We start from the raw sequence: 15,966 nt of genomic DNA on the forward strand, positions 1-15,966 counted from the left end.
AAACCGGACGCTCGACTCCCTAGACTGGACGGCATGGCCGCCACCAAGGACCCCCGCCCCTGCTCGATCGCCGACACGCTGGCCCTCGTCGGTGAGAAGTACTCCCTGCTCGTCCTGCGCGAGGTGTGCCTCGGCAACGGCCGCTTCGACCAACTCGTCCGCAACATCGGCGCCCCGCGCGACGTCCTCTCGACGCGGCTGCGCCGCCTCCTCGACGCCGGGATCCTCACCAAGCGCGCCTACAGCGAGCGGCCGCAGCGGTTCGAGTACCGGCCCACGCGGGCCGGCCTCGAGCTGGAGCCGGTCCTGCTGACGCTCATGGCCTGGGGCGACCGCCATCTGCGCCAGGACGACGACCGGCCCATGGTGATCGAACACAGTTGCGGCAACGAACTGCTCCCGGTCGTCACCTGCCGGGCCTGCGGCGAGACGGTCCGGCACGAGGACGTCACCGCACACCCCCAGGCCCCGGGGTGGTCGGTGTCGGGACCGACGGCCGCCTGACCGCCCGTCGCGCGCCGAGCCCCTGTGGCAGGGGGTTCACCCAGGGACGCTACGCTGCCCCTCGACAGCCGCGATCACCGCGCCGACGACGCGGGTCCCGCGTATCCCCTGCCACGATCAGCACTTGGACGCCGTAACTTCATGTCTTGGTTTGAATCCCTCATCCTCGGACTCGTCCAGGGGCTGACCGAATTCCTCCCCGTGTCCTCCAGCGCGCACCTGCGGCTGACCGCGGCGTTCTCGGGCTGGGAGGACCCCGGCGCGGCCTTCACCGCGATCACCCAGATCGGCACCGAGGCGGCCGTCCTGATCTACTTCCGCAAGGACATCGGGCGGATCGTCCTGGCGTGGCTGAAGTCGCTGACGAACAAGGAGATGCGGCGCGACCACGACGCCCAGATGGGCTGGCTGGTCATCGTCGGCTCCATCCCGATCGGTGTGCTGGGCCTGACGCTCAAGGACCAGATCGAGGGCCCGTTCCGCGACCTGCGGGTCACGGCGACCATGCTGATCGTGGTCGGCATCGTCATCGGCGTCGCCGACCGGCTGGCGGCGCGCGACGAGTCCGGCGGCCGGCACCGCGCCGCCAAGCAGCGCAAGTCGCTGGAGGATCTGAACGTCAAGGACGGCCTCATCTACGGCCTGTGCCAGGCCATGGCGCTCATCCCCGGAGTGTCCCGCTCCGGCGCCACCATCAGCGGCGGTCTGTTCATGGGCTACCAGCGGGAGTCCGCGGCCCGTTACTCGTTCCTGCTGGCGATCCCCGCCGTCCTCGCCTCGGGCCTCTTCGAGCTCAAGGACGCGCTGGAGAACGACCATGTCTCCTGGGGCCCGACGATCTTCGCCACGGTGATCGCCTTCGTCTCCGGGTACGCGGTCATCGCATGGTTCATGAAGTACATCTCGACGAAGAGCTTCATGCCGTTCGTCTACTACCGGGTGGCGCTCGGCCTGGTCATCATCGTCCTGGTCGTGGCCGGCGTCCTCAGCCCGCACGCGGCGGAGTCGTCGGGCTGAGCCGTCCGACTCGCCGCCGCCCAAGCGTTTTTGGTCGTATTCGTGGCCAAGGACATACGTGATCTGTAGCCGTCCGGTAGCGCACGGTCAGTGCCAACCCCTAGGCTTGACACCATGTCCCCCAGTTCCTTAGACCCTGGTTCCGTGCGCTCCGCCGCCGAGGTGAACGAGGCGATCCGTGCCCTGTGGACGCGCGCGGGCGGCTCCCTCTCGGCCCAGGAGCGCGCGGAGTACGAGCTGCTGGTGGTCGAGTGGGCGGCCGCCCTCCGCGCCGAGGTCGTCGAGGCCGCCTGAAGAGGCGAGGGCCCTGCCCCCACGGATGCGGCACCCGCCCACACGAGGCCCTACGGATGCACCCCGGGGCCGCCCGCGGGTCGGCGTGTCCACAGGGCCAGCTCACTGCTCGTCGCCACGGCGACGGTCCGCCCGGAGGGCGAGAAGCCGGCCGTCCGCAGCTCGGAGAAGTCGGCGTGGTAGATGTGCCACCGCCGCTCCCCCTGCGGCCCGACGGGGGGAGACCCGCCCTCGCGGGACAGCAGGACGCGTTCGTCCGGCCGGGCCGGGAGGGCGACCTCCAAGGTCCAGCCGTCCTCGGTGGTGGTGCGCAACCCGCCGCCGAACAGCCCCGCGATACGCACGCGTCTCCCGGCGATCGGGCCCAGCCCGGGGCAGGAGAGGCCGGACACCTCGTCCGGCAGGGCATCCTCGGGGTCCGGGTCGTGGTCCCTGGCGATCCTCTCGCCGGTCACGGCGTCGAACAGGCCGTGCCCGGCGTGCGAGACGGCCATCACCAGATCACGGCCGTCGTCGGGGTGTGCCGCGAAGCCGATCCCGACCAGCCCGCCGACGGGCGTCCCGTACGTGTGGCCGAAGACGCGTCGCCAGGGCTCGGGCGCGGGCACCACGGGCGCCGCGAGGAGCCGCTCCCGCATCGCCCGCTGGTCCGCCGGGAGTCCGAGCCCGTGTTCCGGTTCGCCGGCCGGAGCCGTCCTCTTCATCCACTTCCTCATGCCCTCATGATCCACCCCCGGGCCAACCCGCCCGACGGAGTTGACGGTTCAATGCCCAGCCCCCCGCTCCCGTGCCTCCAGCAATGCGTCGCCGTGGTCCAGGGCCCAGCGGCCCAGTGCCGCCATCGGGCCCTCGACCAGGCTGCGGCCCAGGGGGGTCAGGGCGTACTCGACGCGGGGCGGCACCTCCGGGTGCGCGTGGCGTTCGATCAGGCCGGTGGCGAGCAGCCGGTGCAGGGCGTCGGTGAGCGCCTTGTCGCTGATGCCGCCGATCGCCGTGCGCAGCGTGCGGCGCCGGCGCCTTCCCTCCCTCAAGGCGGCCAGGACCACCGGGTCCCAGGTGTGGGTGAAGAGGTCCGTGGCCGCGCGGACCCGGCAGTCGGCGACGAACTCCTGGCAGTGGGCGTCGTGTTCGGTCATGGCGAGCACATCATCCCGCTCCCCTCGCGCACCGATCGGTGCGCATGGGCTCGCCTAGCGTCCTCAGCGGCGAAGCACTGCTGACCGACGAGAGAGGCGGAGACGATGCGCATCGGGATTCTGGGCACGGGGATGCTCGCGACGGCCCTGGCCACGGGCTGGGCGCGGGCGGGGCACGAAGTGGCGGTCGCCGGGCGGTCGCGGGCGAAGGCCGAGCGGGTCGCCCGGCAGACAGGCGACGCGGTGGAGGCCGTCGCGCCGCGTGAGGCGGTCGGCGGGCGGGACGCGGTGCTGCTCGCCGTGACGTGGGGTGGCATCGAGGACATGCTGCGCCTCGCGGGTGCCCCGGAGGGCGCGCTCGACGGGACGCCGCTCATCGACCCCACGAACGCCGTGGCGCACGGCGTAGGCGCGCTCCTCGTCGGCCCCGGCGAGTCCGCGGCGGGGCGTATCGCGCGTCTCGCCCCGGGCGCCCGGGTCGTGAAGGCGTTCCACCTCTTCCCCCCCGACCGGTGGGCCGCGTCACCCGCCAGTGCCAAGGCCCCGGTGACGGTGGCGATGTGCGGCGACGACCCGGCAGCCCTGAAGACCGTCGGCGACCTGGTCCGGGACGTGGGCGGGATCCCGGCGACTCTGGGGACGTTGGACCGTGTCCGCCAGTTGGAGGAGGTGGCGGGGTTCGTCATCGGCCTGGCCTTCGCCGGTGTCGACCCCAACTCGGCGGTGCCCGTGGTCCCCTCGGCCGCCGTGCGCACCGGCACCGGGGCGTAGCCCGGCCTTCGGATATCCCCGCACGCCCTCTTGGCGCACCGCGTCCCATGCCCAACACTGAGCCGATGACGCAGCGTGTGGAGCTCGCCACCCTCAGGGACCGGCTGGCCCTCGACGAGTTGGTCACCGAGTACGCGGTGGCCGTGGACGACGGCGACTGGGAGGCGTACCGCGGATTGTTCGCCCCGGGTGGCCAGGCCGACTACCGCTCGGCCGGAGGTGTCGAGGGAGACGCCGGGACGGTCGCCGCATGGCTGGCCGAGAGCATGCGGGCCTTCTCGGTACGGCAGCACCTGATCGTCAACCGCCGGGTGCGCTTCGGCGTCCTCGATCAGGACGTCGGGGACACCGCGGAGGTACGGGCGGACTACGTCAATCCGATGCGGCTCGCCGCGGCCGGAGGCGAGGATGCCGGGGGCGAGGACGCGGAGGGCGAGGGCGCGGGGGCGCCGGACTTCGTCAGCGGCGGCCGGTACGCCTTCCGGCTGGTCCGCACCGACGACGGCTGGCGTCTGCTCGGGGTCGTCATCGAGGAGAAGTGGCGCCGCCGGCCGGGGCGGACCGCGCCGGCGGGTACCGGCTGACCGGCGGCGGCCGGCTGTCCGGCCGCCGCCATGTGCGCACACTGTAAGGACCACGGGGTAGGAGGCGCTGCATGAAGACGATCAGTCGCCGGCTCACCTCACCGTGGCGGCGCTCGGCCATCGCCGCACTCCTCGGCGCCCTGCCCGTGCTCGCGTTTCCCCAGCCCTCGCTCTGGTGGTTCGCGTACGTCGCGCTGATCCCGTGGATCGTGTTGCTGCGCGGTGCGCCGACGGGCCGGCGCGCGGCGCACGACGGCTGGTGGGGCGGGTTCGGCTTCATGCTGGCGATGCACCACTGGCTGCTGCCGAACCTGCACGTCTTCACGTTCGTCATCGCCGCCCTGCTGGGCGCGCTGTGGGCGCCGTGGGGCTGGCTGGTGCACCGTCTGCTCGGTGCCTGCCAGGCGCCGCCTCGGGTCGCGGCGGCGCTCGTCCTGCTGCCGTCGGGCTGGCTGCTGATCGAGCTGGTGCGCTCCTGGCAGGGGCTCGGCGGGCCGTGGGGCGTGCTGGGCGCCAGTCAGTGGGAGGTGCGCCCGGCGCTGCGGCTCGCCTCGCTGGGCGGGGTGTGGCTGATCAGCGTCCTGGTGGTGGCGGTCAACGTGGCGTTCGCCGTGCTGCTGACGGAGCGTGCGGCACGCGTCCCGGCGCTGGCCGCGCTGACCGCGGCGGCCGTGGGCACGTCGGCGGCCTGGATGTGGGCCCCGCGCCCCGACGTCGACGACCGGGTGAGGATCGCGGTCGTGCAGCCGGGCGTCGTGAAGGGCCCGGACGTGCGGTTCGACCGCGAGGAGCGGCTGACCCGCGAACTGGCGACCCAGGACGTCGATCTGGTCGTGTGGGGCGAGAGCAGCGTCGGTTTCGATCTGGCCGACCGGCGGGATCTGTCGCGCCGGCTCGCCGCCCTGTCGCGTGAGACCGGGGCGGACGTCCTGGTGAACGTGGACGCGCGGCGCTCCGACCGCCCCGGCATCTACAAGAGCTCGGTCCTGGTCGGCCCCGACGGCCCGACAGGCGACCGCTACGACAAGATGCGGCTGGTGCCGTTCGGCGAGTACATCCCGCTGCGCTCCCTGCTGGGCTGGGCGACCTCGGTCGGCAAGGCGGCCGCCGAGGACCGCAGGCAGGGCACCGAGCAGGTGGTGATGGACGTCGGGCACGGCCTGCGCGTCGGCCCGATGGTCTGCTTCGAGTCCGCCTTCGCCGACATGAGCCGCCACCTCGCGGACGACGGCGCCGACGTGCTGATCGCCCAGTCGGCGACGTCGACGTTCCAGCAGAGCTGGGCGCCCGAGCAGCACGCCTCGCTGGCCGCGCTGCGGGCCGCCGAGACGGGCCGGCCCATGGTGCACGCGACGCTGACCGGCGTGTCCGCCGTGTACGGCCCGGGCGGTGAGCGCGTCGGGTCCTGGCTGGGGACGAGCGAGAGCGCGAGCGCCGTCTACGAGGTGCCGCTGGCCGGCGGTGTCACGCCGTACGTCCGGTTCGGCGACTGGCCGCTGCACGCGGCGGTGCTGCTCGTCGCCCTGTGGTGTCTGGGCGAGGCGACGCGCGGTCTGCGGCCCCGGTTCAGGCGGACTGCTCCTGAACCGCCAGTACCACCCGCTCACACAGCTCGTGGGTGGCCAGCGCGTCCCTGGCGCTGAGCACCTTGCCGGCCCGCACGGCGTCGAGGAAGGCGAGCGCCACCTGCTCGACGCCGCGCTGGCGGGCGACCGGCACCCAGTCGCCGCGCCGCCGCACCGTCGGCTGGCCCTTGTGGTCGACGACCTCGGCGAGGTTGAGGACCTGCCGCTTGGTGTCCTGCCCGGAGACCTCCAGGATCTCCTCGGTGGACCCGCTGAGCCGGTTCATCACGCCGAGCGCGGTGAAGCCCTCCCCGGAGAGCTGCAGCACGACGTGGTGGAGCAGCCCGCCCTCGGTGCAGGCGCGCACCGTCACGTCGTCGACGGGTCCGGGCACCAGGAAGCGCAGGGTGTCCACGACGTGGATGAAGTCGTCGAGGATCATCGCGCGCGGCTCCTCGGGGAGCCCGACGCGGTTCTTCTGCATGAGGATCAGTTCGCGCGGGTGGTCGGCGCACTGGGCGTAGCCGGGGGCGTAGCGCCGGTTGAAGCCGACCGCGAGGCTCACCCCGCGCTCCTCGGCGAGTTTCACCAGCCGCTCGGAGTCGGCCAGCCGGTAGGCGAGCGGCTTGTCGACGTAGGTCGGCACCCCCGCCTCCAGGAGCCGGGTCACGATCTCCGGGTGCGCCACGGTCGACGCGTGCACGAACGCGGCGTCCAGCCCGGCGGACAGCAGCGAGTCGAGGTCGGCGTGACGCTGGGCGTCCGGGAGGTGCAGGCCGTCGGCGACGCGGGTGAGCGTGGCGGGCGTACGCGTCTGGAGGTGCAGTTCGACGCCCGGCTGAACCCCGAGCACCGGCAGGTAGGCCTTCTGCGCGATGTCACCGAGTCCGATGCAGCCGACCTTCACGGGGGTGTGCTCCTTGGGTGGTTGCCGTCCGGGGTCTTCGGGGCAGCATACGGCGCCTGCGGCGGCCGCCAGTCGGCGATGCCCTCGAAGCCCTTCAGGAACAGCAGCGGCGCCGCCTTGGACACGGCGGCCAGCGCGGTGTTCCGTACGGCGACGGCGGCCCGGCCGGTCGTCATGCTGAGCCGGGCGGCCCGGACGGCCTGGCGGGCGATGGCCGTCGTCCTCGGGAGACGGGCGGCGGTGTAGGCGGCGAGGTCGTCGGCGTGGTGGGCGAGGACCACGGCGTCCTCGATGGCCTGATTGCCGCCCTGGCCCAGGGTCGGCGGCATGGCGTGTGCGGCGTCGCCGACGAGGGCGACCCGGCCGCGGTGGTAGGCGGGCAGGGGCTCGGCGATGTGGTGCACGTCGTGCCGCAGGACGTCGTCGGGTCGGGCGGCGGCGAGGATCGCGGGGATCGGGGCGTGCCAGTCGCCGTAGCGGTGCAGCAGTTCCGTCTTCTCGTCGTCGGCGGCCCGCCCTCCGGCGGGGGTGACCGCGGCGGCGTAGGCGTACACGCGGCCGTCCTTCAGCGGATGGGAGCCCCAGATGCGGCCCGGGCCCCAGGTCTCGTGGGAGGCGAACGCGGCGCCGGGCACGGGGATCACGAGCCGCCAGGTGGTGAATCCGGCGTAGGCGGTGCCTGGGTGGTCGGGGAAGAGCACGCCCCGTACGGCGGACCGGATGCCGTCGGCGGCCACCACGAGCTCGGCCTCCAGCTCGCCGTCGGCGGTGCCGACGCGGGCGGGGCGTCCGGCCTCGCCGGGGTCGGTGACCGTGGCCGCCGTCGCCGTGCGCACGGCGTCCGCAGGGAGCCGTGCGGCGAGGCTGGTGACGAGGGTGGCGCGGTGCAGCAGCACGAGGGGGCCGCCGAAGCGCCGGGTCACGGCGCCGGCGTCGGTCCGCGCGAGCCAGCGTCCGGACGGGGTGCGCAGGCCGCCGTCGCCCTGCCAGGCGGCGAGGTCGCGGATCTCGTCGCCCGCCCCGATGACGTCGAGGGCGCGCAGGGAGTTCGGGGCCAGGGAGATCGCGGCACCGACCGGCTCCAGGCTGGGGGCCCGCTCCAGGACGGTGACGGCCCAGCCTCTCCGGTGCAGTGCGGCGGCCGCGGTCAGGCCGCCGATCCCGCCGCCGATCACGACGGCCCGCCTCGTGGGTGCCATGACGGTCCTCCCAGGTCTTACTACAGGTGTAGTGTCCGTGAGCTCGACCGTACTACAGGCGTAGTGCGAGCGGTAGGTTGACGTCATGTCCGTACGCACCCCGTCCGCCGCTCGCGCCGACCTCGTCGCCGACACCGCTCTCGCGCTGCTGGCCGAGCGGGGCATGCGCGGGCTCACCCACCGGGCGGTCGACGAGGCCGCGGAACTTCCGCAGGGCTCGACGTCCAACGTGGCCCGCACCCGGCAGGCCCTGCTGGAGCTGGCGGTGCGCCGGCTGGCGGAGCGCGAGGCGCGGGTGCTGGCCCTCGAGGAGATGCCGGACCCGCGCGGCGGCCTCGACGCCCTGGCCGACGGGCTGGCCCTGGCCACCCACCGCTCACTGACCCGCAACCGCGAGCTGACACTGGCCCGCTACGAGCTGGCCCTGGAGGCCACGCGCCGTCCCGAGCTGCGCACGTACTTCGACGCGACGGGCCGCGCCTTCCGCGACCAGCTTTGCGCGCTGCTGACCGCGGCGGGCTCACCGGCCCCCGGCCGGCATGTGCTGTCCCTCGTCGCCTGGGCGGACGGCCTGATGTTCAGCTGTGTGGCCGGTTCCTTCAGCTCCGAGGTGCCGAGCCTGGAGGAGGTCCGGGCCGGACTGCGTGAACTGCTCGCCGGGATGTCCGGAACCTGACCCCGGTTCCGGGAAAACTCCTGGTCACCGAAGCCGAGTTGGGCGATCATGCTCCGATGACGACCGAACGCCATGAACCCCCCACGACCGCCGACGAGCGCACCATGCTGGAGGGCTGGCTGGAGTACCACCGGCAGACCCTGGCGTGGAAGTGCGAGGGCCTGACCGAGGAGCAGCTGCGCACCGCCTCCGCCGAGCCGTCGGAGCTGAGCCTGATGGGCCTGGTCCGGCACATGACGGAGGTGGAGCGCAGCTGGTTCCGGCGGGTCCTCGCCGCCGAGGACGCGGGGCCGGTCTACTACAGCGACGCCGACCCCGACGGCGAGTTCCACTTCTCCCCCGCCGACTCCTGGGAGGACGCCCACGCCGGCTGGCAGGCGGAGATCGACCGGGCCCGGCACCACGCCGCGCGCTTCGGCCTGGACGACATCTCGGAGGGCGCCCACGCCCGGACCGGCGAGCGCTACAACCTGCGCTGGATCTACACGCACATGATCGAGGAGTACGCCCGGCACAACGGGCACGCCGACCTGCTGCGCGAGCGGATCGACGGCGCGACCGGCGACTGACGTCACCCTGAGGGGGCCGGGGCCGCCCGTACGGGGCCGGAGATCACCCGTGCGGTGCAACCTCCGCCTGTCCGCTCTCCGGCCGGCCCCGGCACCCACCACAGTGGAGCGGGTGCATCGATCGACGACCACCGCGACCCTTCTGGTCACCGCGGCCGTCTCGGCCCTCACGGGTTGTACGACGGTCCAGGCCCCGGCGGCCCCCGCGCCCCGGGCGACACCCGCGCGGCCCGCCCCGCTCCACCCGACCGGGCACGTCCGGCCCGAGGTCGTCCAGGCGCCGGCCTCCGAGGCGCTGGCGCTCGTCGGCCCGTCCCGCCGCCCCGATCCGGCGAGGTCCGCCGCGCCTTCGTCACCGTCGTACACCTCCCGGCCGGCACCGGCGGCCCCCCGCCCGCGGCCCGAGCGGCAGGCCCCGCGCCACCCGGCTCCGGGCGCCCCGCGCGAGCCGCGTGTCACCGTGCCCGACGCGGCGCGGCAGCTCCCCGGGGAGGCCGGGGGGAACGCCGACGTCTGCGCGCTCGGCCGGAGGTACGGCGGCTGGCGGCCGGACAGCCAGGAGGCGCGGATCTGCGACCAGGCGTACGGCCGGTGAGCCGGACCGGCCACGCCCCCCGGCGGTACGGGGCCGCCTGACCGGGATCGCCGGTACGGGCGGCTAGCGTCGGCGGGGACCCAGCCGACGAGGGCCCGGAGGACACGGTGACGGAGCGAGTGGAGCGCACGGCGTCCGATGCCGTGCTGACCCGGATCGGGCAGGTCGTCCTGCTGCACCACGCCGGTGACCGCGAGGAGGCCCGGCGCCGCCTGCTCGACCTGTGGACCGAGCTCGGCGCGGACGGCGACCCGCTGCACCGCTGCACCCTGGCCCACTACCTGGCCGACACCCACGACGATCCCGTCGACGAACTGGCCTGGGACCTGCGGGCGTTGACCGAGGCGGAGAGCGCGGGCCGCGCGGGGTCCACCGCGACTGCCCGGAGCGTCCCCGCGCTGAAGGCGCTGTACCCCTCGCTGCATCTGAACCTGGCGGCCGACTACGTCAAGCTCGACCGCGCCGAGGCGGCGCGGGCCCATCTGCGCCGGGCGCGGGGCGCGGCGGGAGTGCTGGGGGACGACGGCTACGGGGACGGGGTGCGGGCGGAGATCCGCCGGCTGGAGCGGTGTCTGGGCGAGACGCCGTAGCCGACGGCCCCGCGGCGGATCAGCCGAGGTCGGGGATACGCCAGTCGATCGCCTCGTGGCCCTGCCGGGCCACGGCCTCGTTGATCTGGGTGAACGGGCGGGAGCCGAAGAACTTCCGCGCCGACAGCGGCGAGGGGTGGGCGCCCTTGACGACCACGTGCCGCGTCTCGTCGATGAGGGGGAGCTTCTTCTGCGCGTAGTTGCCCCACAGGACGAACACCGCGGGGTCGGGGCGGCTCGCCACGGCCCGGATCACGGCGTCGGTGAACTTCTCCCAGCCCTTGCCCTTGTGCGAGTTGGCCTCGCCGGCGCGGACCGTCAGCACGGCGTTGAGCAGCAGGACGCCCTGCTGGGCCCAGGGCATCAGATAGCCGTTGTCCGGGATGGGGAGGCCGAGCTCCTCCTGCATCTCCTTGTAGATGTTGCGCAGCGACGGCGGTGTCCTGACCCCGGGGCGGACCGAGAAGCACAGCCCGTGCCCCTGGCCCTCGCCGTGGTACGGGTCCTGGCCGAGGATGAGCACCTTGACCTTGTCGTACGGCGTCGCGTCGAGGGCGGCGAAGACCTCCTCGCGCGGCGGGTAGACGGGACCCTTCGCCCGCTCCTCCTCGACGAACTCCGTCAGCTCCTTGAAGTAGGGCTGCTGCAGTTCGTCACCCAGAACCCCGCGCCAGGACTCGGGCAGCATGGCGATGTCGGTCACGTCAACTTCCTCACGGTGTGCGGTGGGCGGTGTGCGGTCCACGCGGCCGGTGGCCGCTGTCGGTTCTCCGAACCTACAGGCGCCCACTGACAATCGCCTCGTGGACCGCACGTCCCGGCCGGTGCTCCGGTGAACGGTGTGACTACCAGCTCGTCTTGCGGTACAGCTCGCCCACCATCATGATCGTCGACGGGTCGAGGGCCCGCTCGGAACCGGAGATCTCCGTGCTGGAGGCCACGTACTGGCGGCCCTGCCACAGCGGCAGCAGCCGCGCGTCGTCGACGAGGATGCGCTGGGCCTCCTCGAAGTCCTTGACGACGTTGGCCCGGTCGCTCTGGGCGCGGGAGTTGGGCAGCAGCGTCTCGGTGATCTTCGGCGTCACATAGGGCGTGCCGAGGGCGTTCTGATTGCCGACGAAGGGCGCGATGAAGTTGTCGGCGTCCGGGAAGTCGGGGAACCAGCCGCGCCCGAACACCGGGTACTCGCCCTTCTGGTAGCCGGAGACGTACGTCTTCCACGGCCGGCTCTTGAGGGTGATCCGGAACAGCCCTGACTTCTCCAGCTGGCGCTTCAGCTCCTCGAACTCGGCCTTGGTCGCGGAGCCGTAGCGGTCGCTGGTGTACCAGAGGGTGAGCGACACCGGGGCCGAGATGCCCTCCTCGGTGAGGATCTTGCGGGCCTTGGCCGTGCTGGGGTCGCCGAAGTCGTCGAAGAAGCCGGTGGTGTGGCCGGTCAGGCCCTTGGGGACCATCGAGTACAGCGGCTCGACGGTGTCCTTGTAGACCTTGTGGGCGATCGCCGGGCGGTCGACGACCTGGGCGATGGCCTTGCGGACGGCGGCCTTGCCGGCCGTGGGGTCCTTGGGGTTGAACACCAGGTAGTTGATCTCGGTGCCGAAGCCCTCGGTGATCTGGAGCTCGTCCTTGTCGTCGGCCTGGAGGGCGACGATGTCGTCGGCGGCGAGACCGCGGAAGGCGACGTCGAGCTCCTTGTCGCGCAGCGCGCCGACCATGGTGGGCGAGTCCTGGAAGTAGCGGATGGTGACCGCGTCGTTCTTGCGTTCCGCGTACCCGTTGTAGGTGTCGTTCTTGACGAGTTCGGCCTGCTTGCCCTCGTCGTACGACTGGAGGTTGTACGGGCCGGACCCGACGATCGAGCGCTCCTCGCGCAGCTTGCCGGCTGGGTACTCCTCGGGATCCACGATCGACATGGCGGGTGTGGCGAGCACGAACGGGAAGGTCGCGTCGGCCTTGTTGAGGTGGAAGACGACCTCGCGGTCGTTGAGCACCTGGACGCGGTCGAGGCTGCCGAGCAGACCGGCCGGGCCGCCGTTGACGTTGATCTTCCGGATGCGGTCGATCGAGTACTTCACGGCCTGGGCGTCGAGCTTGTGCCCGTCGGAGAACTTCAGGCCCTCGCGCAGTTCGCACTGGAACTTCTTGTTGGAGCCGTCCGTGAACCGGCACTCCTCCGCGGCGTCCGGTTCGGGCGCGCTCGCCCCGGACGGGTAACTGAGCAGCGTCTGGTAGATGTTGCGGAACAACTCCCAGGAACTGTCCCAGGCCGCAGCGGGATCGAGGGTGCTGGGGGCGGCCGTCGTCCCCACGATGATCGGGCCCTGCTCCTCCGAGGAGTCGGAGGAGAGGACACCGCATCCAGCCACCAGGGACGTTATGGACGCGATGGCCGCCACCTGCCGCAGGCGTCGGATCCGCTTGAACACGCGCACGCTCCTCGATCTGCCATACCAAGGGTCGGCAAAACATACCGCAGGCTCACGGCCTGTGAACCTCTCGTCTTGGGAGCACTTTTGCGCATGTGGTTTGACTACGTTGTCAGCGGTTCACCGATCGTGCGATACACCGACAAGGGCGCCACTGTCGTACAGCGGCGCCCTTGTCGGCCCGGCGGATGATCAAGCCGGAGCGGTGTGGATCAGCCGACGCCGGCGTTGAGGAAGATGCCGCCGTCGACGACGAGCGTCTGCCCGGTGACCCAGTCGGACTGCTCTGAGGTGAGGAACGCGGCGGCGCCGCCGATGTCGGACGGCACACCGAGGCGGGCCAGCGGATAGGCCGCGGCGGCCTCCTCCTCCCGGCCCTCGTACAGGGCCTCGGCGAACTTCGTCTTCACGACGGCCGGCGCGATGGCGTTGACCCGCACCTTGGGCGCGAACTCGTGCGCGAGCTGCTGGGTGAGGTTGATCAGCGCGGCCTTGCTGACGCCGTAGGCGGCGATGAACGGCGAGGGCGCGATGCCGGCGACGGAGGCGATGTTGACGATCGCGCCGCCGTTGTCCTTCTGCCAGGCGTGCCAGGTCTTCTGGGCGAAGCCGAGCGCCGAGACCACGTTGGTCTCGAACACCTTGCGCGCGACGCCGAGGTCGAGGTCGGCGATCGGCCCGAAGACCGGGTTGGTGCCGGCGTTGTTGACCAGGTAGTCGATCCGGCCGAACGCCTCCATGGCGCGCTCGACGGCGACGGTCTGGTGGGCCTCGTCGTGCGCCTTGCCGACCACGTGGACGGCCCGGTCGGCGCCGAGCTGCTCGACGGCCTCCTTCAGGGCGTCCTCGTTGCGGCCGGTGATGACGACGCGGTCGCCGCGGGCGACGAGCGCCTCCGCGACGCCGTAGCCGATGCCTCGGCTGGCGCCCGTGATGAGGGCGACCTTGCCGGAGAGTGCGGGCAGTTCAGTCATGTCTGTCATTTCCGCGTATCCCTGATCCCTAGTCGAGCGGTCCGCCGGCCACGTACAGGACCTGGCCGGAGACGAAGCCGGCGGCCTCGCCGGTGAAGAAGGCGATGGCGTTGGCGATGTCCTCGGGCTCCCCCACCCGGGCCACCGGGATCTGGGTGGCGGCGGCGGCCTTGAAGTCCTCGAAGCCCATGCCGACCCGGTCGGCGGTGGCCTTGGTCATCTCGGTGGCGATGAAGCCGGGGGCGACCGCGTTGGCGGTGACGCCGAACTTGCCGAGCTCCTTGGCGAGCGTCTTGGTGAAGCCCTGCAGGCCGGCCTTCGCGGCGGAGTAGTTGACCTGGCCGCGGTTGCCGAGCGCCGAGGACGACGAGAGGTTGACGATACGGCCGAAGCCCGCGTCCACCATGTGCTTCTGGCAGGCCTTCGACATCAGGAAGGCGCCGCGCAGGTGCACGTTCATGACCGTGTCCCAGTCGGAGACGCTCATCTTGAACAGCAGGTTGTCACGGAGCACACCGGCGTTGTTGACGAGGATCGTCGGGGCGCCGAGCTCGTCGGCGATCCGGGCGACCGCCGCCTCGACCTGGGCCTCGTCCGACACGTCGCAGCCGACCGCGAGGGCCTTGCCGCCGGCCGCGGTGATCTTCTCCACGGTGTCCTTGCAGGCGGCCTCGTCGAGGTCGATGACGGCGACCGCGCGGCCCTCGGCCGCCAGCCGTACGGCGGTGGCGGCGCCGATGCCGCGCGCTCCGCCGGTGACGACGGCGACCCGCTGCTCAGTGGTGGACATCAGTGACTCTCCTCAGGTGAGCGACCGCTTAGTACCTTCGATGGACGTGACGCTAGAAGTCCTGGCACGCGGTGTCAACGGCCACCGCGCGCATGTGATCCATTACCCGTCCGTCACCGCACCAGCCGGTCGAGCAGCCGTTCGGTCTCGGCCGCCGGGTCGAGGGTGAGCCCGGTGTGCACGGGCCCCGGCTGCACGACGGTCGAGCGGGGCGCGATCAGCCAGCGGAAACGGCGTCCCGCGTCGTCGCCGGCGGCCTGTCCCGCCTCCTCGCCGGCGCCGCAGACGCGCTCGACCGCGGCGAGGGCGGCCCGTACGCCCGCCACGTCCGCGTCCGGGTCCAGGGCGAGCAGCCGCCGCTCGTCGAGGTGGGTGCGGGCCCCCAGATAGCCGCGGGCCCGGCAGTACACGAGGATGCCGGCGTTGACGCACTCGCCGCGCTCGATCCGGGGGACGACCCGCAGCAGGGCGTACTCGAAGACGTCCCGTTCGTTGGCCTCGCCGCCCCGGATGATGTGGCGCTCGACGACGTGGCCCGCCATGTGGATGTGCCGCTCGCTCACGCGACCTCCTCGATCCCGGTGATGCGCTCGTGGACGGCGGCCGCGCGCGCGAGCAGCGGCCGCACATAGGCCCGCCGCAGGTCGTCGGCGGCGGCGAAGCCCGGCTCGCCGGCCAGCCAGGCGTCCGGGATCTCCGCCGTGACCTCCGTCAGCAGGTCCTCGGTGACGCGGGGCGCGAGGTCGGCCGCGGCGGCCGCGACGTCCGGCGCGAACCGGGCCAGGGCGTGGTCCGAGGCGTCGTAGGGGCGGGCGGCGGATGCCTCGGCGCCGGGCCAGTTGTGGTGCCAGATCATCGTGGCGCCGTGGTCGATGAGCCACAGTTCGCCCTGCCACATCAGCAGGTTGGGGTTGCGCCAGGAGCGGTCGACGTTGTTCACCAGCGCGTCGAACCACAGGACGCGGCCCGCCTCCTCGGGGCTCACCTCGAAGGCGAGCGGGTCGAAGCCCAGCGCGCCGGAGAGGAAGTCCATGCCGAGGTTGGTGCCCCCGCTGGACCGGAGCAGGTCCTGCACCTGCTGCTCGGGTTCGCCGAGCCCCAGCACCGGGTCGAGTTCCATCGTCACCAGCCGGGGCACCCGCAGGCCGAGCCGGCGGGCGAGTTCGCCGCAGACGACCTCCGCGACGAGTGTCTTGCGGCCCTGACCGGCCCCGGTGAACTTCATCACGTAGGTCCCGAAGTCGTCGGCCTCGACGAGTCCCGGCAGCGAGCCGCCCTCACGCAGAGGCGTGATGTAGCGGGTCGCGATGACTTCCTTGAGCATCGCCCCAGGTTACTGGCGTCGGAGCGTCGGCCGGGGCCCGGTCGC

The 15,966-nt window shown here is 72.5% G+C and carries 20 protein-coding genes; 10 read left to right on the top strand and 10 right to left on the bottom strand.

Annotation, left to right across the window (positions count from 1 at the left end):
* Positions 1-33: 33 nt before the first annotated feature.
* From ABZ899_RS16725 to ABZ899_RS16735, 3 genes are all read left to right on the top strand, one after another.
* Complete coding sequence (locus ABZ899_RS16725) at positions 34-504, top strand: helix-turn-helix domain-containing protein (RefSeq protein ID WP_361346193.1); 471 nt, start codon at positions 34-36, stop codon at positions 502-504.
* 141 nt (positions 505-645) lie between these two features.
* Complete coding sequence (locus tag ABZ899_RS16730) at positions 646-1,521, top strand: undecaprenyl-diphosphate phosphatase (RefSeq protein WP_361346195.1); 876 nt, start codon at positions 646-648, stop codon at positions 1,519-1,521.
* A gap of 114 nt (positions 1,522-1,635) precedes the next feature.
* Positions 1,636-1,815 carry a hypothetical protein gene (locus tag ABZ899_RS16735; RefSeq protein WP_361346196.1) on the top strand — a complete coding sequence of 60 codons (180 nt, stop codon included), beginning with the start codon at positions 1,636-1,638 and terminating at the stop codon, positions 1,813-1,815.
* A 50-nt stretch (positions 1,816-1,865) separates the two neighbouring features.
* Here ABZ899_RS16735 and ABZ899_RS16740 read toward each other — a convergent pair whose 3' ends face one another.
* Positions 1,866-2,531: a hypothetical protein gene (locus tag ABZ899_RS16740; protein WP_361346198.1), complete on the bottom strand. Its 666-nt coding sequence runs from the start codon at positions 2,529-2,531 to the stop codon at positions 1,866-1,868.
* Between the two features lie 48 nt (positions 2,532-2,579).
* Entirely contained in the window at positions 2,580-2,951 is a 372-nt protein-coding gene (locus ABZ899_RS16745) for a helix-turn-helix domain-containing protein (RefSeq protein WP_361346200.1), read from the bottom strand.
* 105 nt (positions 2,952-3,056) lie between these two features.
* On the opposite strand from ABZ899_RS16745, the gene ABZ899_RS16750 reads away from it, so the two are divergent.
* The 3 genes from ABZ899_RS16750 (at position 3,057) to lnt (ending at position 5,949) form a co-directional block, all read left to right on the top strand.
* On the top strand, positions 3,057-3,722 hold the full coding sequence (locus ABZ899_RS16750) for an NAD(P)-binding domain-containing protein (protein WP_361346202.1): 666 nt from the start codon (positions 3,057-3,059) through the stop codon (positions 3,720-3,722).
* 65 nt (positions 3,723-3,787) lie between these two features.
* Positions 3,788-4,306 carry a nuclear transport factor 2 family protein gene (locus tag ABZ899_RS16755; RefSeq protein WP_361346206.1) on the top strand — a complete coding sequence of 173 codons (519 nt, stop codon included), beginning with the start codon at positions 3,788-3,790 and terminating at the stop codon, positions 4,304-4,306.
* 71 nt (positions 4,307-4,377) lie between these two features.
* On the top strand, positions 4,378-5,949 hold the full coding sequence (lnt, locus tag ABZ899_RS16760) for an apolipoprotein N-acyltransferase (protein WP_361346208.1): 1,572 nt from the start codon (positions 4,378-4,380) through the stop codon (positions 5,947-5,949).
* On the opposite strand, the gene ABZ899_RS16765 is transcribed toward lnt, so the two are convergent.
* Positions 5,873-6,778, bottom strand: coding sequence for a Gfo/Idh/MocA family oxidoreductase (locus ABZ899_RS16765; RefSeq protein WP_361346209.1), 906 nt, complete (start codon positions 6,776-6,778; stop codon positions 5,873-5,875). The genes lnt and ABZ899_RS16765 overlap by 77 nt on opposite strands.
* On the bottom strand, positions 6,775-7,977 hold the full coding sequence (locus tag ABZ899_RS16770) for an FAD-dependent monooxygenase (protein ID WP_361346211.1): 1,203 nt from the start codon (positions 7,975-7,977) through the stop codon (positions 6,775-6,777). Before ABZ899_RS16770 ends, ABZ899_RS16765 begins: the two co-directional genes overlap by 4 nt.
* Before the next feature lie 85 nt (positions 7,978-8,062).
* On the opposite strand from ABZ899_RS16770, the gene ABZ899_RS16775 reads away from it, so the two are divergent.
* The 4 genes from ABZ899_RS16775 (at position 8,063) to ABZ899_RS16790 (ending at position 10,407) form a co-directional block, all read left to right on the top strand.
* Positions 8,063-8,653: a TetR/AcrR family transcriptional regulator gene (locus ABZ899_RS16775; protein WP_361346212.1), complete on the top strand. Its 591-nt coding sequence runs from the start codon at positions 8,063-8,065 to the stop codon at positions 8,651-8,653.
* Between the two features lie 56 nt (positions 8,654-8,709).
* Positions 8,710-9,222 carry a DinB family protein gene (locus ABZ899_RS16780; protein ID WP_361346214.1) on the top strand — a complete coding sequence of 171 codons (513 nt, stop codon included), beginning with the start codon at positions 8,710-8,712 and terminating at the stop codon, positions 9,220-9,222.
* A gap of 112 nt (positions 9,223-9,334) precedes the next feature.
* Positions 9,335-9,817 carry a hypothetical protein gene (locus ABZ899_RS16785; RefSeq protein ID WP_361346216.1) on the top strand — a complete coding sequence of 161 codons (483 nt, stop codon included), beginning with the start codon at positions 9,335-9,337 and terminating at the stop codon, positions 9,815-9,817.
* A 107-nt stretch (positions 9,818-9,924) separates the two neighbouring features.
* The gene (locus tag ABZ899_RS16790; RefSeq protein WP_361346218.1) at positions 9,925-10,407 is read left to right on the top strand and encodes a hypothetical protein; all 483 of its coding nucleotides are present in this window, start codon (positions 9,925-9,927) and stop codon (positions 10,405-10,407) included.
* Between the two features lie 19 nt (positions 10,408-10,426).
* Here the strand turns inward: ABZ899_RS16790 and ung are convergent, their stop codons facing one another.
* From ung to ABZ899_RS16820, 6 genes are all read right to left on the bottom strand, one after another.
* On the bottom strand, positions 10,427-11,110 hold the full coding sequence (gene ung, locus ABZ899_RS16795) for a uracil-DNA glycosylase (RefSeq protein WP_361346220.1): 684 nt from the start codon (positions 11,108-11,110) through the stop codon (positions 10,427-10,429).
* A gap of 142 nt (positions 11,111-11,252) precedes the next feature.
* Complete coding sequence (locus ABZ899_RS16800; protein WP_361346222.1) at positions 11,253-12,833, bottom strand: ABC transporter substrate-binding protein; 1,581 nt, start codon at positions 12,831-12,833, stop codon at positions 11,253-11,255.
* Positions 12,834-13,045: 212 nt separating this feature from the next.
* Positions 13,046-13,807 carry an SDR family oxidoreductase gene (locus ABZ899_RS16805; RefSeq protein WP_361346294.1) on the bottom strand — a complete coding sequence of 254 codons (762 nt, stop codon included), beginning with the start codon at positions 13,805-13,807 and terminating at the stop codon, positions 13,046-13,048.
* A 28-nt stretch (positions 13,808-13,835) separates the two neighbouring features.
* Positions 13,836-14,597 carry a 3-oxoacyl-ACP reductase FabG gene (fabG, locus tag ABZ899_RS16810; RefSeq protein ID WP_361346224.1) on the bottom strand — a complete coding sequence of 254 codons (762 nt, stop codon included), beginning with the start codon at positions 14,595-14,597 and terminating at the stop codon, positions 13,836-13,838.
* 113 nt (positions 14,598-14,710) lie between these two features.
* Entirely contained in the window at positions 14,711-15,160 is a 450-nt protein-coding gene (locus tag ABZ899_RS16815; RefSeq protein ID WP_361346226.1) for a DUF3037 domain-containing protein, read from the bottom strand.
* Positions 15,157-15,921 carry a HipA family kinase gene (locus ABZ899_RS16820; RefSeq protein ID WP_361346227.1) on the bottom strand — a complete coding sequence of 255 codons (765 nt, stop codon included), beginning with the start codon at positions 15,919-15,921 and terminating at the stop codon, positions 15,157-15,159. Before ABZ899_RS16820 ends, ABZ899_RS16815 begins: the two co-directional genes overlap by 4 nt.
* Positions 15,922-15,966: the final 45 nt, after the last annotated feature.

It is taken from the genome of Streptomyces sp. NPDC046859 (genome assembly GCF_040645135.1).
Lineage (GTDB): Bacteria > Actinomycetota > Actinomycetes > Streptomycetales > Streptomycetaceae > Streptomyces.

Coding starts and splice junctions, on each gene's coding strand:
- ABZ899_RS16745 (WP_361346200.1), bottom strand. CDS start 2,951: ATGACCGAACACGACGCCCACTGCCAGGAGTTCGTCGCCGACTGCCGG.
- ABZ899_RS16780 (WP_361346214.1), top strand. CDS start 8,710: ATGACGACCGAACGCCATGAACCCCCCACGACCGCCGACGAGCGCACC.
- lnt (WP_361346208.1), top strand. CDS start 4,378: ATGAAGACGATCAGTCGCCGGCTCACCTCACCGTGGCGGCGCTCGGCC.
- ABZ899_RS16740 (WP_361346198.1), bottom strand. CDS start 2,531: ATGAGGAAGTGGATGAAGAGGACGGCTCCGGCCGGCGAACCGGAACAC.
- ABZ899_RS16725 (WP_361346193.1), top strand. CDS start 34: ATGGCCGCCACCAAGGACCCCCGCCCCTGCTCGATCGCCGACACGCTG.
- ABZ899_RS16730 (WP_361346195.1), top strand. CDS start 646: ATGTCTTGGTTTGAATCCCTCATCCTCGGACTCGTCCAGGGGCTGACC.
- ABZ899_RS16755 (WP_361346206.1), top strand. CDS start 3,788: ATGACGCAGCGTGTGGAGCTCGCCACCCTCAGGGACCGGCTGGCCCTC.
- ABZ899_RS16775 (WP_361346212.1), top strand. CDS start 8,063: ATGTCCGTACGCACCCCGTCCGCCGCTCGCGCCGACCTCGTCGCCGAC.
- ABZ899_RS16750 (WP_361346202.1), top strand. CDS start 3,057: ATGCGCATCGGGATTCTGGGCACGGGGATGCTCGCGACGGCCCTGGCC.
- fabG (WP_361346224.1), bottom strand. CDS start 14,597: ATGTCCACCACTGAGCAGCGGGTCGCCGTCGTCACCGGCGGAGCGCGC.
- ABZ899_RS16820 (WP_361346227.1), bottom strand. CDS start 15,921: ATGCTCAAGGAAGTCATCGCGACCCGCTACATCACGCCTCTGCGTGAG.
- ABZ899_RS16770 (WP_361346211.1), bottom strand. CDS start 7,977: ATGGCACCCACGAGGCGGGCCGTCGTGATCGGCGGCGGGATCGGCGGC.
- ABZ899_RS16805 (WP_361346294.1), bottom strand. CDS start 13,807: ATGACTGAACTGCCCGCACTCTCCGGCAAGGTCGCCCTCATCACGGGC.
- ABZ899_RS16735 (WP_361346196.1), top strand. CDS start 1,636: ATGTCCCCCAGTTCCTTAGACCCTGGTTCCGTGCGCTCCGCCGCCGAG.